Source organism: Nesterenkonia sandarakina (assembly GCF_003003175.1).
Taxonomy (GTDB): Bacteria; Actinomycetota; Actinomycetes; order Actinomycetales; family Micrococcaceae; genus Nesterenkonia; species Nesterenkonia sandarakina_A.
The window spans coordinates 1-18,952 of the sequence record NZ_PVTY01000008.1; the positions used below are offsets into that span (position 1 = coordinate 1).

Annotated in this window: 15 protein-coding genes; 1 reads left to right on the forward strand and 14 read right to left on the reverse strand. The window is 68.5% G+C overall.

What is annotated here, in order from left to right:
* Nucleotides 1-51: 51 nt before the first annotated feature.
* Both BCL67_RS07600 and hflX read right to left on the reverse strand, forming a co-directional pair.
* Nucleotides 52-2,079 carry an ATP-dependent DNA helicase gene (locus BCL67_RS07600; protein WP_308737982.1) on the reverse strand — a complete coding sequence of 676 codons (2,028 nt, stop codon included), beginning with the start codon at nt 2,077-2,079 and terminating at the stop codon, nt 52-54.
* A gap of 2 nt (nt 2,080-2,081) precedes the next feature.
* Nucleotides 2,082-3,707 carry a GTPase HflX gene (gene hflX / locus BCL67_RS07605; RefSeq protein ID WP_106122857.1) on the reverse strand — a complete coding sequence of 542 codons (1,626 nt, stop codon included), beginning with the start codon at nt 3,705-3,707 and terminating at the stop codon, nt 2,082-2,084.
* 325 nt (nt 3,708-4,032) lie between these two features.
* On the opposite strand from hflX, the gene BCL67_RS07610 reads away from it, so the two are divergent.
* On the forward strand, nt 4,033-4,650 hold the full coding sequence (locus BCL67_RS07610; RefSeq protein ID WP_106122858.1) for a class I SAM-dependent methyltransferase: 618 nt from the start codon (nt 4,033-4,035) through the stop codon (nt 4,648-4,650).
* A gap of 44 nt (nt 4,651-4,694) precedes the next feature.
* Here BCL67_RS07610 and dapF read toward each other — a convergent pair whose 3' ends face one another.
* From dapF to BCL67_RS07670, 12 genes are all read right to left on the reverse strand, one after another.
* Nucleotides 4,695-5,669, reverse strand: a complete 975-nt coding sequence (gene dapF / locus BCL67_RS07615) for a diaminopimelate epimerase (protein ID WP_258174871.1) — start codon at nt 5,667-5,669, stop codon at nt 4,695-4,697.
* Between the two features lie 109 nt (nt 5,670-5,778).
* Nucleotides 5,779-6,768, reverse strand: coding sequence for a tRNA (adenosine(37)-N6)-dimethylallyltransferase MiaA (gene miaA / locus BCL67_RS07620; protein WP_106122859.1), 990 nt, complete (start codon nt 6,766-6,768; stop codon nt 5,779-5,781).
* Nucleotides 6,768-8,345 (reverse strand): tRNA (N6-isopentenyl adenosine(37)-C2)-methylthiotransferase MiaB, encoded by a 1,578-nt coding sequence (gene miaB / locus BCL67_RS07625; RefSeq protein ID WP_106122860.1) that lies wholly within the window; start codon nt 8,343-8,345, stop codon nt 6,768-6,770. The genes miaA and miaB overlap by 1 nt, the downstream gene beginning before the upstream one ends.
* A gap of 11 nt (nt 8,346-8,356) precedes the next feature.
* On the reverse strand, nt 8,357-9,454 hold the full coding sequence (locus tag BCL67_RS15795) for a regulatory protein RecX (protein WP_258174873.1): 1,098 nt from the start codon (nt 9,452-9,454) through the stop codon (nt 8,357-8,359).
* Between the two features lie 12 nt (nt 9,455-9,466).
* Nucleotides 9,467-10,510, reverse strand: coding sequence for a recombinase RecA (recA, locus tag BCL67_RS07635; protein ID WP_106122861.1), 1,044 nt, complete (start codon nt 10,508-10,510; stop codon nt 9,467-9,469).
* A 345-nt stretch (nt 10,511-10,855) separates the two neighbouring features.
* Complete coding sequence (locus BCL67_RS07640) at nt 10,856-11,074, reverse strand: DUF3046 domain-containing protein (RefSeq protein ID WP_106122862.1); 219 nt, start codon at nt 11,072-11,074, stop codon at nt 10,856-10,858.
* Nucleotides 11,071-11,601, reverse strand: a complete 531-nt coding sequence (locus BCL67_RS07645) for a MarR family winged helix-turn-helix transcriptional regulator (RefSeq protein ID WP_106122863.1) — start codon at nt 11,599-11,601, stop codon at nt 11,071-11,073. Before BCL67_RS07645 ends, BCL67_RS07640 begins: the two co-directional genes overlap by 4 nt.
* Before the next feature lie 183 nt (nt 11,602-11,784).
* On the reverse strand, nt 11,785-12,231 hold the full coding sequence (locus BCL67_RS07650; RefSeq protein ID WP_036475055.1) for a helix-turn-helix domain-containing protein: 447 nt from the start codon (nt 12,229-12,231) through the stop codon (nt 11,785-11,787).
* Nucleotides 12,232-12,311: 80 nt separating this feature from the next.
* On the reverse strand, nt 12,312-12,980 hold the full coding sequence (locus BCL67_RS07655; protein ID WP_258174875.1) for a CinA family protein: 669 nt from the start codon (nt 12,978-12,980) through the stop codon (nt 12,312-12,314).
* Nucleotides 12,973-13,662 (reverse strand): CDP-diacylglycerol--glycerol-3-phosphate 3-phosphatidyltransferase, encoded by a 690-nt coding sequence (gene pgsA, locus BCL67_RS07660; RefSeq protein ID WP_106122864.1) that lies wholly within the window; start codon nt 13,660-13,662, stop codon nt 12,973-12,975. Before pgsA ends, BCL67_RS07655 begins: the two co-directional genes overlap by 8 nt.
* Nucleotides 13,663-13,669: 7 nt before the next feature.
* Nucleotides 13,670-17,038 (reverse strand): FtsK/SpoIIIE family DNA translocase, encoded by a 3,369-nt coding sequence (locus BCL67_RS07665; RefSeq protein ID WP_258174877.1) that lies wholly within the window; start codon nt 17,036-17,038, stop codon nt 13,670-13,672.
* Nucleotides 17,039-17,187: 149 nt separating this feature from the next.
* Nucleotides 17,188-18,870 (reverse strand): ribonuclease J, encoded by a 1,683-nt coding sequence (locus tag BCL67_RS07670; RefSeq protein ID WP_106122865.1) that lies wholly within the window; start codon nt 18,868-18,870, stop codon nt 17,188-17,190.
* Nucleotides 18,871-18,952 lie beyond the last annotated feature (82 nt).

Consider the following 18,952-nt stretch of genomic DNA (forward strand, 5'->3'; position numbering starts at 1 on the left):
TCCACGGGGACGGGCGCCTCATCCTGCCTCTTGACAAACTGCAACTACATATCAGCTGTCCTTGTCGGCCAGCCGTGCCAGCGCCCCGCGAGCGAGATCCCCGTTGACGGTCGGCCAGAAGTCCGGCATCGACTGCTTCAGGAACCCGCCGTAGCGCGCCGTGGCCAGGCGTGAGTCCAGGATGGCCAGCACACCCTTGTCCTCCGCGGTCCGGATCAGCCGGCCCGCGCCCTGAGCGAGCCGGGTGGCGGCGTGGGTCGCGGCGACCTGCATGAACCCGTTGCCGCCGTGCTTGGTGACCTCTTGGCTGCGGGCACTCACCAGCGGGTCATCCGGACGGGGGAACGGAATCCGGTCGATCGCGACCAGCCGGCAGGACCGCCCGGGGACGTCCACGCCCTGCCAGAGGCTCATGGTCCCGAACAAGCAGGTCTCCTCATCCTCGGCGAAGGCGCGGACCAGCGAGGACATGGTCGAGTCGCCCTGGCAGAGGATCGGAATGTCCAGGCGCTGCCGCAGATCCTCAGCAGCCTCCTCGGCGGCGCGCCGGGAGGAGAACAGCGCCAGGGTGGCGCCCTTGGACGCCTCGATGAGCCCGGCCAGCTCATCACGCTGGGCCTGGGCGGTCTTCATCGACGGCGGCGGCAGGTGCTTGGCCACGTAGAGCACCCCCTGCTTGGGGTAGTCGAAGGGGCTGCCCACGTCCACGGCGTCCCAGGCCGGGGCCTTCTCCCCCGCCAGGCCCAGGGACCCGGCGACGGGGTCGAAGCTGTCGCCGATGGTCAGCGTCGCGGAGGTCAGCACCACCGTCCGATCGCCGAAGAGCCCCTCGCGCAGCCGTCCGGCCACCGAGGTCGGGGCGACGTAGATGAGCGGAGATTCGTCCAGGTCCGCTTCCTGATAGCCGCGTCCCGGCACGAAGGCACCGGGCCGGTTCAGCCAGACCACGTCGGGAGTGTCCGGGGACTCCAGGATCCGGTTGGCCGTGTCGAGCACAGCCTGCATCCGTGACCTGGCGGTGCTGCGCCCGGCGTCGGCCTCGGCGTCGCCGGTGGGCTTGGAGTCCGAGAGCGCGGTCCGTGCGGCGTTGCGGGCCAGCTCGACGGCCTCGCGCTGCTGCGGGTTCAACCCTCGGGCGAGAAGCCCTGAGTCGACCCGGTGGAAGGCCGCCTCGACGGCGACGGCGGAGCTCTGCAGCGCCTCGACGTTGATAGCGGTGTGCCGCCGGGCCGAGGAGGCCGCGGCCTTGATCATCGGCGCGGAGAGCTGGGCGGTGACTGCAGAGGTCACGCGGTCAGCGAGCTCGTGGGCCTCATCGACGATCACGGCGTCGTGGTCAGGGAGCACGTCGAGGCCTTCGAAGGCGTCGATGGCGAGCATGGCGTGGTTGGTGATCACCAGGTCGGCGTCCTTGGCCTTCTCCCGGGCGCGTTCGGAGAAGCACTCTGCGGCCATCGGGCACTTGCGTGGGCCGATGCAGTCCACTGCGTTGACCGAGACCTGGCGCCAAGCCCGGTCGGTCACCCCGCTGGGAAGGTCGTCGCGGTCACCGGTCTCGGTGACCTGGGCCCATTCCCGCAGCGCCACGATCTCCTTGCCCAGCTGGGAGCCGGGTTCGAAGGCGGTGACCCCGCCGGTGGGCTCATCCGCGAAGGCGAAGAGCGCCTGTTCGTCGTCGTCTTCGGGGAAGCCGCCGTCCATCTTGTGCTTGCAGGCGTAGTTCGCGCGCCCCTTTACCAGGGCGACGTCCACCGGACGTTCGACGTGTTCGGCGATGTTCTCCAGCAGCCGGGGCAGGTCGCGACCCATGATCTGGGCCTGCAGCGCCAGCGTCGCGGTGGAGATCAGCACCGGCTTCTCGGCTTCCAGGGCGTGGACCACGGCGGGCACCAGGTAGGCGAGCGACTTGCCCGTACCGGTGCCCGCCTGGACCAGCAGGTGGCGGCGCTTGCGCAGCGCCATGGCCACATGCTCGGCCATGGTCACCTGCCCCTCGCGCTTGACCCCGCCCATGGCGGTGACGGCGCGCTCGAGCAGGTCGGTGGTCTCCCGGTATCCCGTGGACCGGTTGGTGCTCACGCTCAAGGCGTCGGCTCTGCCTGGACCTGGAACTCGGCGAGGTCTCCGGCGAGGTCCCGGCGGACCAGCACCTTCAACAGCGTGCCCTCCTCCAGGTACTCGGTGGAGAGGATCTCGGCGTCCTCGGCGTGGAGCCTCGAGACGATGTCGCCCTGCGCGTAGGGCACCATCAGGTCCAGCGGCACGCTCGGGCGCGGGATGGAGCTGCTGATCAGTTCACGCAGCTCCTCGATCCCCTCTCCCGAGTGGGCCGAGACCACGATGGTGTGCGGCTCACGACGGCGGATCCGTTCCACCACGTCCCAGTCGGCGACGTCGGCCTTGTTCAGCACGATGATCTCGTCCACCTCATGGGCGTCCACCTCGGCCAGCACGGTGCGGACCGCGCTGATCTGGCCCTCGGGCTCGGGGTGGGAGGCGTCGACCACGTGCAGGATGAGGTCGGCGTCGGCCACCTCTTCCAGGGTGGAGCGGAAGGCCTCGATCAGCTGCGTGGGCAGCTGGCGGACGAAGCCGACGGTGTCGGAGAGCGTGTAGCCGATCCCGTCCGGGGTGACCGCCTTGCGGGTGGTGGGGTCCAGGGTGGCGAACAGCGCGTTCTCCACCAGCACTCCGGCGTCGGTGAGCCGGTTGAGCAGCGAGGACTTGCCGGCGTTGGTATACCCGGCGATCGCCACCGAGGGCACGGCGTTGCGCTTGCGGTTGGCCCGCTTGGCGTCGCGGGCCGGCTTCATCGCCGCGATGTCCCTGCGCAGCTTGGCCATGCGGGCATTGATCCGTCGGCGATCCAGCTCGATCTTGGTCTCACCGGGTCCGCGCGAGCCGATGCCGGCACTCGCGCCGCCCACCTGGCCGCCGGCCTGGCGGGAGAGCGACTCGCCCCAGCCGCGCAGGCGCGGGAGCATGTATTCCATCTGGGCGAGCTCCACCTGGGCCTTGCCCTCGCGGGACTTCGCGTGCTGGGCGAAGATGTCAAGGATCAGGCCGGTGCGGTCGATGACCTTGACCTTCACGATGTCTTCGAGGCCACGGCGCTGGGAGGGCGCGAGTTCGGAGTCGACCACGACGGTGTCGGCGCCGAGCTCAGCCACGGCGATGCGGATCTCTTCGGCCTTGCCGGAGCCGAAGAAGGTGCCGGGGTCCGGCTTGGCGCGGCGCTGCAGGAAGCCGTCGAGCACCGTGGAACCGGCGGTCTCGGCCAGCGCGGAGAGCTCGCGCAGGGAATACTCGGCCTCCGCCACGGTGCCCTCGCCCCAGAGCCCGGCGAGGACGACGCGCTCGAGGCGCAGTTGTCGGTATTCGACCTCGGAGACGTCTTCGAGTTCGGTGGAGAGCCCATCGACGCGGCGCAGCGAACGGCGCTCCAAGCGTTCGAACTGGTCTCCGTCGGACTCGGAGTGCGCCGTCTCACCAGCGATCTCGCGAGCCTGTTCGCCCAGGATGCCGCTGCGTCTGAAGCTGGGTTCGGCCTCGAATCGGGTGGTCCGCGCTGGTGCGCCCTCGCGGGCGCGGTCAGCGGCGAGGATCCGCTCGATGGTCGCATCGACGGAGGACTGCTCTGCGGCTGACGCCGTGGAGTCCTCGGGGGTCTCGCCGGAAGCTTCGGGCGTGTGATTCTGCTTGGTCATGATCTCCTTAGGACCAGTTTTCGGCCTGGCCCTGCCCGCCGTGGATCTCCATCCTACGTTCGACCACGGACACGGTTAAGTGTGCAGGTCCGCTGTGGAGATCAGCCGGGGCTTGTTCGAGGGGTGTGGATGAAGGGTGTTCGACCGTCCCTGCGGATCCGCTGGAGGGTCGCGGCGGCGCGCTCCTCCGGGGAGGACGCCGGTCGCGGGCGAACGACACTGCCGGCTCAGAGGGCCGGCCAGGTGGTGCAGGGGTGACTCAACCGCGCGGGCGGGAGTACGTCAGGTGAATCCACATGGGGAGGAGTCTACTACGATTCACCCTGTGAACTCCCAGCATTATTTCTCCGCCTCCCCCGAGGGGCCCTTCACCCGCCGACGCGTCAGCGTCAGCCTGGACGGCCGCGAGGTCTCTGTGGCCACCGCTGGGGGGATCTTCTCCCCCGACGGCGTGGACAAGGGCACGGCGGTGCTGCTCAAGCACGCTCCGGATCCGGCGAGCCACGGCGATCTGCTCGACATCGGCTGCGGCTGGGGGCCCCTGGCGCTGACCCTGGCGATGCGCTCCCCCGAGGCCACGGTCTGGGCGGTGGACGTCAACGAACGCTCCCGCATCTTGTGTGCCGAGAACGCGGCGGCGCTGGGGCTGAGCAATGTGCGCGTGATGGCTCCGGAGGATGTGCCCGCGGAGATCGAGTTCGACACGATCTGGTCCAATCCTCCGATCCGTGTCGGCAAGGAGGTGCTGCATGGACTCCTGGAGCACTGGCTCCCCCGGCTCAGCCCGGAAGGCACCGCCTGGCTGGTCGTGCAGAAGAACCTCGGGGCCGACTCGCTGCTGGCCTGGATCACCACGATGCTCGCCGGCGCTGCGGGGACGTTCACCAGCGGCCGCGCCGAGACCGCGAAGGGGTTCCGGCTGCTGCGGATCAGCCGCGACTGACCAGAAATCTGCCGCGGGACCGCAGGCCGGCGACGCTCAGCGGCTCAGGCGAGCGTCCCGGTGAGCACCAGCTCTGCAGGACCCGACAGTTCCACGTCTTCGGCGCCGTCCTCGCGGGCGGTGAACCGCACGGTGACCTGTCCGCCGGGGACATCGACCCTCCAGAGGTTGACGCTGTCATCGGCGGCCCAGACGCGCACCGCGGCGGCGGCGGCGCAGGCGCCGGTCCCGCATGACATGGTCTCCCCGACGCCGCGTTCGTGCACGCGCATCCGCACCCGACCCACGGGCCGGCCGTCCTCATCCGATGTGACCAGCGGCTCGGCGGGCACGACGAACTCGACGTTCGTCCCTGCCGGCGGCTCCGGGTCCACCTTCGGTGCCTCGTGGAGGTTCAGGTCATGCAGCGTCGCCTCGTCCCCGAGGGCGACGACGGTATGCGGGTTGCCCATGGAGATGCTCAGCGCGGGACGCGGTTCATCGAGCCCGGCGGCGATGACCAGCGCGTCCGAGGCGTTGGAGGCCGCCTGTTCGGGGTCCAGGAAGGACCACACTCCCATGCCGATCGCGTAGCCCTCGGGGACCTTGCGCACCGTGCGCAGGCCGGCCCGGGTCAGGACGGGAAGCTCCTGCCCGTCGCTGAGCTGCACGAGATCCTCCGCGATCAGGAAGTGGGCGAAGGCGCGCACGCCGTTGCCGCACATCTCTGAGACCGAGCCGTCGGAGTTCCGGTAGTCCATGAACCACAGCGGGGCGTCGTCGGTGCTGCTCAGCTCCGGCGTCTCGGCGAGCAGCCGGGACACCACGGCGTCACCGATCACCAGATGCGCCGGGACCGCGCGGATGACTCCGTCGGCGCCGATCCCCAGGTGCCGGTCGCAGAGCGCGACCACCTGGTGCGCCTCGAGGGACTGCTCCCCCGTGGGGTCTGCAAGCATGACGAAGTCATTGCCGGTGGCGTGGGCCTTGGTGACTGCGGTGCCGGTGAGGGCCTCCAGGCCGGTGAGGTGATGGGCCACGCGGGTCTCCTTCGTTGGTGCTGGGGTTCGTTGCCGGGATTCGTCGGTCTGGATGCGGTGCTGCTGAGATCATCGCTCGTGTGGGCGGGTACATCATTCGTCGTGGTGTTCAACGCCGGACGCGGGTGATCGCTTCCTGCGCCTGCTGGACCAGGTCCTCTGCGGGTGCGGGAAGCCAGGTGACGCGCGGATCGGCGCGGAACCAGGTCTCTTGTCTGCGGGCGAACTTTCGGGTGGCCACCGTGGTGGCCTCGATCGCGTCCTTGCGGGTGAGTTCGCCGTCGAGGACCTGGAGGAACTGCTGGTACCCGATGGCGCGGGAGGCGGTGCGTCCGCGGCGCAGGCCGGCGGAGTCGAGGGTGCGCACCTCGTCGAGCAGGCCCCGGTCCTCCATGCGCGCCACGCGCTGCGCGATGCGCTGGTAGAGCAGGGAGCGGTCCACGTCGAGCCCGATCTGCACCACCGGTTCCAGGCTTGGTTCATGGACTCGCTGAGGCATATAGGAGGAGAACGTCCGGCCCGTGAGCAGCACGACTTCCAGGGCGCGGATCAGGCGTCGGTCATCCTTGATCACGGCTGCGGATTCGGGGTCCAGCTCGCGCAGCTCCTGGCGCAGCGGTGCGGCCCCCTCGTCGTCAAGCCGCAGGGTCAGTCGGCTGCGCAGCTCCGGGTTGGTGGGCGGGAACTCGATCACGTCGATCACGGCGCGGACGTAGAGCCCGGAGCCGCCGACCATGATGGGGGTCTTGCCGCGGTCTCTGATCTCGCCGATGATCCGGCGGGCCTGGTCCTGGAAATCCGCGACCGAGGACTCTTCGGTGACGTCGAGGACGTCGAGAAGGTGGTGCGGGATGCCGCGGGCCTCTGCCGCGCTGACTTTGGCCGTGCCGATGTCCATCCCGCGGTAGAGCTGCATGGAGTCGGCGTTGATGATCTCCCCGTCGAGGCGCTGGGCGAGGTCGATGCCCAGCGACGATTTGCCCGAGGCGGTGGGGCCCACCAGCACGATCAGCGGCGTCGGCGACGATGACGATGACGATGATGACGACGAGCTCAGCTCCGCGGCCGAGACCTGGCCTGCGTCTGGATCGGGGCGCATCAGACGACGGGGCGTCGTGTGGGCATGCCGAGCGAGACTGCGGTCGGGCTGGAGCCGGTCACCTGGGTGGTGCCCACGCCACAGGAGTCTGCCTGCCAGCGGTCCCAGGCGTCCCCTGCCGGAGAGCGGCGAAGCTGGTACTCGGCTGGTTCGCGCGGGTCCGCCAGCAGGTGGAATCCTGCTGCCTGGGTGATGGAGACGGTCACGAAGTCCCCGGGGCGTGGGGTGGGGGCTCCGGGGGGCACGGCGAAGTGCACGAGTCGGTTGTCCCGGGCCCGCCCGCTGAGCCGACCGGTCTCGGAGGATTTGGCGCCGGAGCTCGCGGTGACCAGAAGCTCCTGGGAGGTGCCCACGAGCTTGGCATTCTCCTCGGCGCCGATGCGATCCTGCAGCGCGCACAGGCGTTCGAAGCGTTCCTGGACGATCGCCTTGGGGACCTGTTGCTCCATGGTCGCGGCCGGGGTGCCGGGACGGGGTGAATATTGGAAGGTGAAGGCGGAGGAGAAGCGCGACGCTTCGACGACCCGCATGGTGTCCGCGAAGTCTTCCTCGGTCTCTCCGGGGAACCCCACGATGATGTCGGTCGTGACGGCGGCGTGTGGCATCGCCTCGCGGACCTTCTCCAGGATCCCGAGGAACTTCTTGGAGCGGTAGGACCGGCGCATGTCTTTGAGCACCTTGTCGGATCCGGACTGCAGCGGCATGTGCAGCTGCGGCATGACATTGGGGGTCTCGGCCATTGCGTGGATGACGTCGTCGGTGAAAGACGCCGGGTGGGGGCTGGTGAACCGGACGCGTTCGAGTCCGTCGATCTGTCCGCAGGCGCGCAGCAGCTTGGCGAACGCTCCGCGGTCGCCGAACTCCACGCCGTAGGTGTTCACGTTCTGCCCCAGCAGGGTGACCTCCACGGCGCCGTCGGCGACCAGGGCTCGGACTTCGGCGAGGATCTCTCCCGGGCGGCGGTCGCGTTCCTTGCCGCGCAGCGAGGACACGATGCAGAAGGTGCAGGTGTTGTTGCAGCCCACCGAGATGGAGACCCACCCGGAGTGCATGGACTCGCGTTTGGTCGGCAGCGTCGAGGGGAAGGTCTCCAGGGCTTCGAGAATCTCGATCTCGGCCTCGGCGTTATGGCGGGAGCGCTCGAGCAAGGTGGGCAGGGACCCGATGTTGTGGGTGCCGAAGACGACGTCCACCCAAGGGGCCTTCTTCTGAACCGTCTCCTGGTCCTTCTGCGCCAGACAGCCGCCGACGGCGATCTGCATGCCCTCGTGCTCGGCCTTGGTCTGTCGAAGCATTCCCAGGTGACCGTAGAGCTTGTTGTCGGCGTTCTCCCGGACGGCGCAGGTGTTGAAGACCACGAGATCGGGGGTGGTGCCCGCCTCGGCAGGTCCGTAGCCGGCCTCTTCGAGGAGCCCGGACATCCGCTCGGAGTCGTGGACGTTCATCTGGCAGCCGAAGGTCCGCACCTCGTAGGTGCGCGCACGCGCGCTCGACGGGTCGACGACGGCGTCACCGTCCTCCGCTCGCGGGCGGTCCGGTGCGGTGGTCTCGGCGCGGTCCATCAATGCATCACTCATTGCAGAGGATTCTACGCGTCCGCGTGATCCTCGATCACTTCGCGCACGATCTGAAAAGCCGCGCCCGGGGAGTGACCGCGGCGGGCCAGCATCGAGACCAGCCGACGGGTGGCCTTGTCCCGCTCGGCACGCTCTTCGGGGCTGGGACCGGTGGGCACGGTCTTGCCCTGCAGCTTCCGGCGCACCAGCTCGCGCGCCGCCTCGCTCTCGTCTTCGGCGCTGATCTGCTCCAGCGCATCCGCTGCCACCTGCTCGCTGATGCCCTTCTCGCGGAGCTCCCGGCGCAGAGCGGACTTGCCCAGGTTCTTGAGCTCGTGCCGGCCCCTCACCCAGGTCTCGGCGAACTCGACGTCGTTGATCAGGTGGACCTCCTCCATCCGATCAAGCACCCGGGTGATGACCTCGGGGTTGAAGTCCTTCTCCTTCAACGCCACGGCGAGCTGATGCCGGGACTTCGGGGAGCCGGTGAGTCTGCGCAGCACCACGGCTCGGGCCTTCTCATACTGCTCCTCGGGGCTTACGCCGGCCATCGCACCCGCAGGGACATCGTCCTCCTCGTCATCGTCCTCGATCTCACGACGAGCGGACGCGGCCCGCTGGGAGGTGTCCTGGCCGGGAGTCTCGAGGTCCGCGGTGAGGTCGACAGTGGCGACGGGGTCGACAGTGGCGACGGGGTCGGCGTCGACGGTGTCCGCGCCGACCGGGCTGACGCCGGCGGTGTCGACGTCGGCGGGGTCGGGAACCAGGTTCGGGTCCACCAGGGGGCGCGCCTCGGGAGAGTTGCCGAACCGCAGAGGTCCGTCGTCGAGCTCCTCGGACCCCGGCTCGCCGAATCCGATGTCACCTGGCGCGGACATCTCGACCTCGGAAGCTTCCGGGTCTTCCCCCTCAGCATCCTCCTCTGCGTCGTCCTCCTCCTCGTGACCCGAGGAGGAGGATTTGCTGGCGCCGGCGGCAGCTGCCGGGCCTGTTGCGGTGGTCTCGAGTGGCTTCTCGGGCACCGAGGTATCGACGACCAGGAAGTCAGGAACCGGTGCATCCGGGTCCCGCTCCTGGATGCTCGTCATGGCGGCCCGCAGAGCTTCGATCTTCTGCTGCTGATCACCCATGGCGACCTCCTATCAGCCGTCGACGGCCTTGAGTGCCGGTCCGCCTTCTTCTTCCATCGGTGCGATCAGGCCGAGCTTCTCCCGGATGCGCCGCTCGATCTCATCGGCAAGGTCGGGGTTGTCCTTGAGGAAGGTGCGGGCCTTCTCCTTGCCCTGGCCGAGCTGGTCCCCGTCATAGGTGAACCAGGCGCCGGACTTCTTCACGAGTCCGTTCTCGACTCCAACGTCGATGAGGCCGCCCTCGCGGGAGATGCCTTCGCCGTAGATGATGTCGAACTCGGCCTGCTTGAACGGCGGGGCCATCTTGTTCTTCACGATCTTGGCACGGGTCCGGTTGCCCACCGCGTTGGTGCCCTCCTTGAGGGTCTCGATGCGACGCACGTCGACGCGGACCGAGGCGTAGAACTTCAGCGCCTTGCCGCCGGAGGTGGTCTCCGGGGAGCCGAAGAAGACACCGATCTTCTCGCGCAGCTGGTTGATGAAGATCGCGGTGGTCTTGGTCTGGGAGAGCCGACCGGCGATCTTGCGCAGCGCCTGTGACATCAGGCGTGCCTGGAGTCCGACGTGGGAATCGCCCATCTCGCCTTCGATCTCGGCGCGGGGCACCAGGGCTGCGACGGAGTCGATCACGACGATGTCGATGGAGCCGGAGGAGACCAGCATGTCCATGATCTCCAGCGCCTGCTCACCGGTGTCCGGCTGGGAGACCAGCAGGGCGTCGGTATCGACGCCCAGCTTCTGGGCGTACACGGGATCCAGGGCGTGCTCGGCGTCGATGAAGGCGGCGATGCCGCCCATCTTCTGCGCGTTGGCCACGGCGTGCAGCGCCACGGTGGTCTTGCCGGAGGACTCCGGGCCGTAGATCTCCACGACGCGGCCGCGCGGGAAGCCGCCGATGCCAAGTGCGGCGTCCATGGCGATCGACGACGTGGGGATGGTCTCGATCGGCGCCCGGGTCTCATCACCCAGGCGCATGACCGAACCTTTGCCGTACTGCTTGTCGATCTGTGCAAGCGCTGCTTCAAGCGCCTTCTCACGATCTTTGCTGACTGCCATGATTCACCTCGATGACTCGTTGTATGTATGTGGTGCCAGACTAGGCGGACCCTCTGACATGCCCACGTGCACGGGCAGACGATGTGCATCTGATCGAATCCACTCCGCGGTACGGGCCTTCTGGGGAAAACTCTAGCGCATCGAGTCGAACATATCTTCGACTGCCGCCCTCGGCGTGTCTACCTTCTCCACCCGCCGCGCGGGAGCATCAGCTGCGGGAGGCCGGGGTACGAACCAGGAGCATGAGGCGCAGCCACGAGCGGCTCAGCGAGGGACTGCCTGGGCTGGCGAGCGACCGCCTGGGCCAGCACGCGACGGTCAGGCGGCGACGCCAGCCGAAGCGGCTCAGGCCTTGGGCGCGATGTCTCGGCCGAGCCGACGGTCTGCGGGAACGTCCTGCTGCTCGCAGACGGCATCCCAGACGTCGCGCGGACTCACCCCGGCTTCCAGGGAGGACTTCACGGTGAGCTGGTACTGGCTGAGCACCAGCGAATCGGCCAGCACGTGGGCATAGTTCGGTCCGAACTCGCCCTCCATGAGGAACCAGAAACGGCTTTCTCTCACGAAACCCTCTTGTCTTCTGCGACGTTCACAGCTCCGGGGACGGTGGACCCCTGAGCGAGCGCTGGATCGTGCTCGGCGTCGAATTCGGTATAGGACTGGTTGAGCTTGGCCAGGAGCTGGGACAGCGTCTCGATCTCCTGCTCCTGCCATGGGGTGAGCATCTGCAGGTACCGCTCGGCGCGATCCCCCTGGGCGGATTCCAATCGGGCGCGGCCCTCCTCGGTGAGCGAGACCATCTGCGCGCGGCCGTCGGCCGGATCTGTGGCCTTCTCGATGAATCCGCGGTTCTCCAGGGTGCTGAGCTGACGCGACAGGGTGGGCTTGCCGATCCCGAGGTGTCGAGCGATCGCGGTCATCCGCTGTGGGCCCATCTGCTGCAGCGTGGCGAGCACGGAGTAGGACGCCGGTTCGATCTCCGAGTCGATCTGACGCGCCAGCTGCAGGGCGTTGAATCGACGCCGGACGAAGAGTCGGTTGAATTCCTGCTCCAGCTCGTGGACTTTGGCGCGTCGATCGAAACTTTCCATGGGCAACAGTCTAGAACAGCAAAGGAGGGCCGCCCATAGGGCGCCCTCCCAAGCTGAATCTATGACTTCTCAGGCACAGGTTGTGGTGCTGGTCTCCGGCCGAGATCTCTGCTGTTTCGGCGGACGACCCGGCGGTGCCTCCAGGTCCGACCTTGCGGGTCCAAGCCTGCGGACCCTGCGACTTCAGGACCCGCTGCGGGCCAGCTCTTCGCGGGTCAGCGCGTCGGGCACGCGGTCCGGAACGACCCCGCCGCCGAATTCGCGCTGGAACTCGGTGGGTACGGTGTCGGGGACGTGGAGTCCCTCGGCAGTCGCGATCCGCTCCGCGACCTGGGACAGCATCGTGGAGAGCGGCACTTCCAGGGCCGAGCAGATCGAGGCCAGCAGCTCCGAAGAGGCTTCCTTCTGACCGCGTTCGACCTCGGAGAGGTAGCCCAGGGACACTCGCGCGTCGTGGGAGACGTCTCGGAGGGTGCGGCCCTCCGCCTGGCGGATGCTGCGCAAAACGTCACCGATCTCCTGGCGCAGGACCACTCCCTTGGACTCTCGGGGCTGGGTCGTGGCAACGCCGTCGACGTCCATATCTTTCCATCGGGTCACGCCGTTGACGGTGACTGGTTGTCTCACCATGGACTCACTCCTCTTTCGGTATGTTCCACCTGTGGTCAACGGTCTTCGCAGGTGTTTTCTTCCCGGTGTGGCTGAAGGTCCTAATGTGTCTCTACTCTAGTCGCGATCCCGATGCCGTGAGGCTCGGTGAGCAAGAAGTCTTCGACGAGTTTCAAGGCGCCCTCCACCGAGGCGGCTCGGATCTCGGCGCGGTCCCCGGTCAGGTCCAGCAGCAGCGAGCCGGAGATCCAGGTCTCGGCGGTCTCTGGGCCAAGGCCGGCGGAGGCAGGCTCACAGCCGTCGGGAAGCCGCAGTCCGAGCCGCTCGGCCTCGCTCTTCCTGCAGGCCAGGCCCAGGTAGACGGTGCCGACGTCCTTGCCCTCGTGCGGCTCCGGTCCGGCCACGCCGGTCGTGGCGATGCCGATATCGGCTCCGGTGCAGAACGCCACGCCGCGGGCCATCGCGGCCGCGACGTCGGGATCCACGGCGCCGCGGTCGCTGAGCAGCTCCGCGTCCACGTCGAGAACATTACGTTTCACTGCGCTGGAATAGGCGACGACGCCGCCCAGCAGCGCCACCGAGGTGCCCGGGACCTCCGCGATCCGCGAGGAGAGTCCCCCGGCGGTCAGCGATTCGGCAGTGGCCAGGGTGAGTCCGCGGTGGCCCAGGCTCTGGATCAGGGTGCGCGGCTCGGTGTGAAGCTCGGCGGCGCGGGCGACCTCCCCGGCGTCGCCGGACATCGCGCCCAGCTCCCCGGAGATGTCAGTCATGGTCGGGATCCCTGCCAGGATCGGCTGAGCCCGCGCGCTCCTTCCGGACCCGGCGGCGCATCCTGATCGCGGAGAACAGGTAGTCGAATCCGGTGACCACGGTGACGACGAGCGCGAGGATCATGATCCAGAAGGCGACGTCGGCCAGCCAGCTGGCGAAGACCACCAGCGGCAGCAGCATCAGCAGCAGACCGGCGGACTGCAGCACGGTCTTGAGCTTGCCACCGCGGGAGGCCGGCATGACCCCGTAGCGGATCACCACCATGCGCAGCACGGTGACCCCGAGCTCGCGGGCCAGGATCACGATGGTCACCCACCAGGGCAGCTCGCCGAGCAGCGAGAGCATGACCAGCCCGGCGCCGATCAGCAGCTTGTCGGCGATCGGGTCGGCGATCTTGCCGAAGTCGGTGACCAGGTTGCGGGATCGGGCGAGATCGCCGTCGATCTTGTCGGTGAGCACCGCCAGGGCGAAGACCCCGGCTGCGGCCCAGCGCCACCCGCCGTTGCTGGCCTCGACCGAGCCTGGTCCGAACACCTGGCCCTGGGTGTCGAGCACCAGGAACCAGATGAAGACCGGGACCAGTGCGATGCGCACCATGGTCAGGACGTTGGCGATGTTGAGCAGCGGGGGTTCGGTCCGCTGCCCGGTCTCTGCGGCTCGTTCGCGCGGTGTATCAGTCATGAGCCTCTCAGCGTCCCGTCAGTTCCCACATGTCCTCGCCGGACGTGGAGTCGTGCCCGTCATGATAGTCCTTCGCCTGCGGCAGGGCCGCGGTGCGTTCGGCGAGATCACGGGCGATCAGGTCGGCGCTGGAGAGCGACGCCCGGCTGACCTGGCGCTGCCCGACAGCATGGGTGGGGGCGGTCTGGGTGGGCTCCTCCTCGCCGCGGGCGGCGTAGTCGCTGCCCTCGCGCGGCTGGAGCGGCTGGACCTGGGTGGGCTGGGTGCTCGGGTAGCCAGCGGGATCCGGGGCCGAGGCGGCCGAGACCGCTGAGCCCACCGAATGACCCGAGGGGGCCGAGTGTGCAGACACGGCAGAGGGCACCGAGGCCGCGGAGTGGCCCGAGGCTGCGGAGGCTGCCGAATAGGCAGACCCGGCGTAGCCCGCGGTCGGTGCTGGACGCTGCGCCGGCTCCCCCGCGCCGAGGACGCCGCTGGGGCCGGTCTGGACCGACTGGGCGGGCTCGTACTCGATCCCGGTGTCGTCGTACGCCTCCGGGGCGGCCTCGCTCGGCGCCGCGGCGCGCGGGCCCTCACCACGCATCATCGCCAGCAGTCCGGGAAGCTCCTCCGGGGTGACCAGCACGTCGCGGGCCTTGGAGCCCTCCGAGGCGCTGACCACGCCGCGAGACTCCATCAGGTCCATCAGGCGTCCGGCCTTGGCGAAGCCGACGCGCAGCTTGCGCTGCAGCATGGAGGTGGAGCCGAACTGGGTGGTGACCACCAGCTCGGTGGCCTGCAGGAGCACGTCGAGATCGTCGCCGATGTCCTCGTCGATCTTCTTGGAGACCTTCTCCGGCACCACGTCTTCGCGGTACTGCGCCTTGAGCTGGGACTTCACATGCTCGACCACGGCGTGGACCTCAGAGTCGTTGACCCAGGCGCCCTGCACGCGCATCGGGTTGGGCCGGCCGGCGGGCAGGAACAGGGCGTCGCCCTGACCGAGCAGCTTCTCGGCGCCCACGGAGTCCAGCACCACGCGGGAGTCGGTGGAGGACGAGGTCGCGAAAGCCATCCGGGAGGGGATGTTCGCCTTGATCAGGCCGGTGACGACATTGACCGAGGGGCGCTGGGTGGCCAGCACCAGGTGGATGCCGGCGGCGCGGGCGAGCTGGGTGATGCGCACGATCGAGTCCTCGACGTCGCGCGGGGCGACCATCATCAGGTCCGCGAGCTCATCGACGATGACCAGCAGGTACGGGTACGGGCGCAGGTCACGCTTGGAGTCCGGCGGGAGCTGGATCGCGCCGTTGCGCACGGCCTTGTTGAAGTCGTCCACGTGCTTATAGCCGAAGTGGGCGAGATCGTCGTAGCGGTTGTCCATCTCCTTGACCACCCACTGCAGCGCCTCCGCGGCCTTCTTGGCGTCGGTGATGATCGGGGTGACCAGGTGCGGGACGCCTTCGTAGGCGGTGAGCTCCACCCGTTTGGGGTCCACCATGACCAGGCGCACCTCGTCAGGGGTGGCGCGCATCAGGATCGAGGTGACCATGGAGTTCACGAACGCCGACTTGCCGGCGCCGGTCGCGCCGGCGACGAGCAGGTGCGGCATCTTCGCGAGGTTGGCGACGACGAATCCGCCCTCCACGTCCTTGCCCACGCCCATCACCATCGGGTGATCGGTCTTGCGTGCGGCGTTGGAGCGCAGCACGTCGCCCAGGGCGACGACTTCCTTGTCCTTGTTCGGGATCTCGATGCCGATGGCTGACTTGCCCGGGATCGGCGAGAGGATCCGGACCTCGTTGGAGGCCACGGCCAGGGAGATGTTCTTCTCCAGCCCGGTGACCTTCTCCACCTTGGTGCCGGGGACCAGCTCGACCTCGTAGCGGGTGACGGTGGGGCCCCGGGAGAACCCGGTGACCTGGGCGTCGACCTTGAACTGCTGGAAGGTCTGGTTCAGCGCGTGGACGATCTCGTCATTGGCGGCGGTGTGCTCCTTGGCCGGCGGGCCGGAGGGCAGCAGACCCTGTTCCGGAAGCGTGTAGGTGACGTCTCCGCCGAGGGTGAGCTGCTCGGAGCGCACCGGCATCGCCGCGGCCGGGGCGGGCGCCTCGGGGTTGGGGTTCCGCTTGAGACCGGCAGAGGACGGAACGCCCGACGGCGGCACGGCAGCCGCTGCCGCCGCGGCGGGTGCCGCCTGGGCTGCGGCGGAGTCGGCCTTGTCCCGGGCGCGCTGGATCGCGCGCTCCTGGGCGGTGGGGCGGCGCACTCCGGCAGGCACTGCCGGGGAGCCGAAGGAGTCCTCCTCGGACTCGTCGAAGACCGGATCCTCATAGGCGCCCTCGGTGGCGCGCCTGGCCTCGTGATCCTCGTGGCCGAAGGACTCGCTGTCCGAGGACTCAGCGTCGGAGTCTTCGCCGTCCTGCTTGGAGCCCATGATCTTGGACAGCAGAGACTTCTTCGGGTGGCTCTCATCGGAGGCCTCGGCGTGGCGTGCGGCACGGCGCGGGCGGGCCGGGGCGTCGTCGTCGTAGGACGCCGCTGGGGCTGCGGCGGCGGACTGGCGCTTCGGCTTCTGCGCCGGGGCCTGCCGCTGGGCGGCGCCGCCGGAGGGCAGGTTCGGGTCTTCGAGGGGTTCGCGGCGCTCTCCGACGATGAAGCCCTTGGCGACCGCCACGCGGTCGGGCACTCGGCGCAGCGGGGTGTCGGTGATGACCAGAAGTCCTGAGAGCAGCGCGATGATCAGCAGCGCCCAGACCGGATAGGGGGTCACCAGGGAGGCCAGCGGCACGCTGACCAGGTAGCCGATGACTCCTCCGGAGTTCAGCAGCGCCGTGAAGGTGCCGTCGTCGCCGATGGTGAAGGCCTCGTTGATCGTGGGCAGCCCGTTGGCCAGGTGCACGATGCCGGCGGAGGCGACCAGGATGATGGCGCTGCCCGCGGCGATCCGGGCGTTGCCGGCATGGTCCTGCGGGGCGCGGAAGTAGCGCACGGCGGCGATGAACAGGATCAGCGGCAGGATCACCGAGGCCCAGCCGAAGGTCCCCGCCGTGGAGGTGTGCACCAGGTTCAGCGCCCAGTGGTCCAGCGCGCGGGCTCCCCACCAGTCGACCACCGCGGTGAGCAGCGCGAGCAGGAAGAACACCAGTCCGGCGCCGTCGCGGCGATCGTCGGGGTGGACCTTCACCTGCCGCCCGATTCCGCGCACTGCGGAGGCCACCGGCGTGGCCAGGGCCAGCCAGAAGCCGCGCGCGGCGGAGGCCAGCAGGTTCCCGCGAGGGGCGTCTGCTGGTGGAACGGAGGGATTCTTCGACGTCGTCGCGCGACCGGCAGCACTCTTGGAGGTCTTGCTTCCTTTGGTGCTGGCGGCTCGCGAGGGGGAAGTACGTGTCGCCATACCGGCTAACCTACCCTCGATGCCGGGTCAGGTCACCGATCGGCACACCTTTGGGCTTCGTCACAGCCGTGTGGTCCAGCGGGTGCCGGATACGCCGCTGGGCCCCGCGCGATGCGAGGCCCAGCGGTGTGACGGTGTTCCGGCCGGGATCAGGTCTCGACGACCACCGGGACGATCATCGGCTTGCGGCGCAGCTTGCGCGCCACCCAGGAGCCCATGGTGCGGCGCACGATCTGCTGCAGCTGATGCGTGGTGTGCTCCTTGTTGTCCTGGATCGCCTCGGTCAGCGCGCGGGAGATCTTCGGCTTGATGTCCTTGAAGACCTGATCCTCCTCGGCGACGCCGCGGGCATGGATGTCGGGTCCGGAGATGATCTTGCCGGTCTGCCGGTTGACCACCACGACCACGGAGATGAAGCCCTCTTCGCCCAGCACGCGGCGGTCCTTGAGGTCGTTGTCGGTGATCTCACCGATGGAGGAGCCGTCCACGTAGACGTAGCCGCACTCGACCTGGCCCACGATCTGCGCGACGCCGTTGTGCAGATCGACCACGGTGCCGTCGTCGGCCAGGATGACGCGGTCGCTGGGGACCCCGGTCTCCTCGGCGAGCTTGCCGTTGGCGATCAGGTGGCGGGTCTCGCCGTGGACCGGCATCACGTTCTTGGGCTCGACGATGTTGTAGCAGTAGAGCAGCTCACCGGCGGAGGCGTGTCCGGAGACGTGGACCTTCGCGGTGCCCTTGTGGATCACGTCGGTGCCGAGCTTGAGCAGACCGTTGATCACGCGGAAGACCGCGTTCTCGTTGCCCGGGATCAGCGAGGAGGCCAGGATGACGGTGTCGCCCTCGCCCACCTGGATCGGGTGGTCGCCGTTGGCCATCCGCGAGAGCGCGGCCATCGGCTCGCCCTGGGAACCGGTGGACATCAGGACCACCTCGGAGTCGGGGTAGTTGTCCACCTTCTTCATGTCCACCAGGATGCCCTCGGGAACGTCGAGGAAGCCCAGCTTCGAGGCGATGCCCATGTTGCGCACCATTGAGCGGCCGACGAAGGCCACCTTGCGGTTGTGCGCGTGGGCCGCGTTGAGCACCTGCTGCACGCGGTGCACGTGGGAGGAGAAGGACGCGACGATGATCCGCCGGTTGGAGGTGCCGAAGAGCTGGTCCAGGGTCGGGCCGATCTCCTTCTCCGGGGTGGTGAAGCCGGGGACGTCGGCATTGGTGGAGTCGGTGAGGAACAGGTCCACGCCCTCTTCGCCGAGCTTGGCGAAGTGGCGCAGGTCGGTGATCCGGCCGTCCAGGGGGAGCTGGTCCATCTTGAAGTCGCCGGTGTGCAGCACGGTGCCGGCCTCGGTGCGGATGAACACTGCCAGCGCGTCCGGGATGGAGTGGTTGACCGCGACGAACTCGCACTGGAAGGGACCGAAGTCCTCGACGTCGCCCTCTTGGACCTCCAGGGTGTAGGGCTTGATCCGGTGCTCGGCGAGCTTGGCCTCGATGAAGGCCAGGGTCAGCGTGGAACCGATCAGGGGGATGTCGGGCTTCTTGCGCAACAGGTACGGGACGGCGCCGATGTGGTCCTCGTGACCGTGGGTGAGGACCAGGCCGACGACGTCGTCGAGCCGGTTCTCGATATAGCTGAAGTCAGGAAGGATCAGGTCCACGCCGGGCTGTTCCTCTTCGGGGAAGAGGACGCCGCAGTCGACGATCAGCAGCTTGCCGCCGATCTCGAAGACCGTCATGTTGCGCCCGACCTCCCCCAGGCCGCCCAGGGCGACGGTGCGCAGAGTGCCGCGGCGGAGTTTTGGTGGAGTGATGAGGCGCTGTGCTGCCAAGGTGAGTTTCCTCCTCGAGAGATCCCGGTGGGGACCTCCATTATGTTGTGGTTGCGATGTCTGCCCTGGCGCGGCGTCCGGT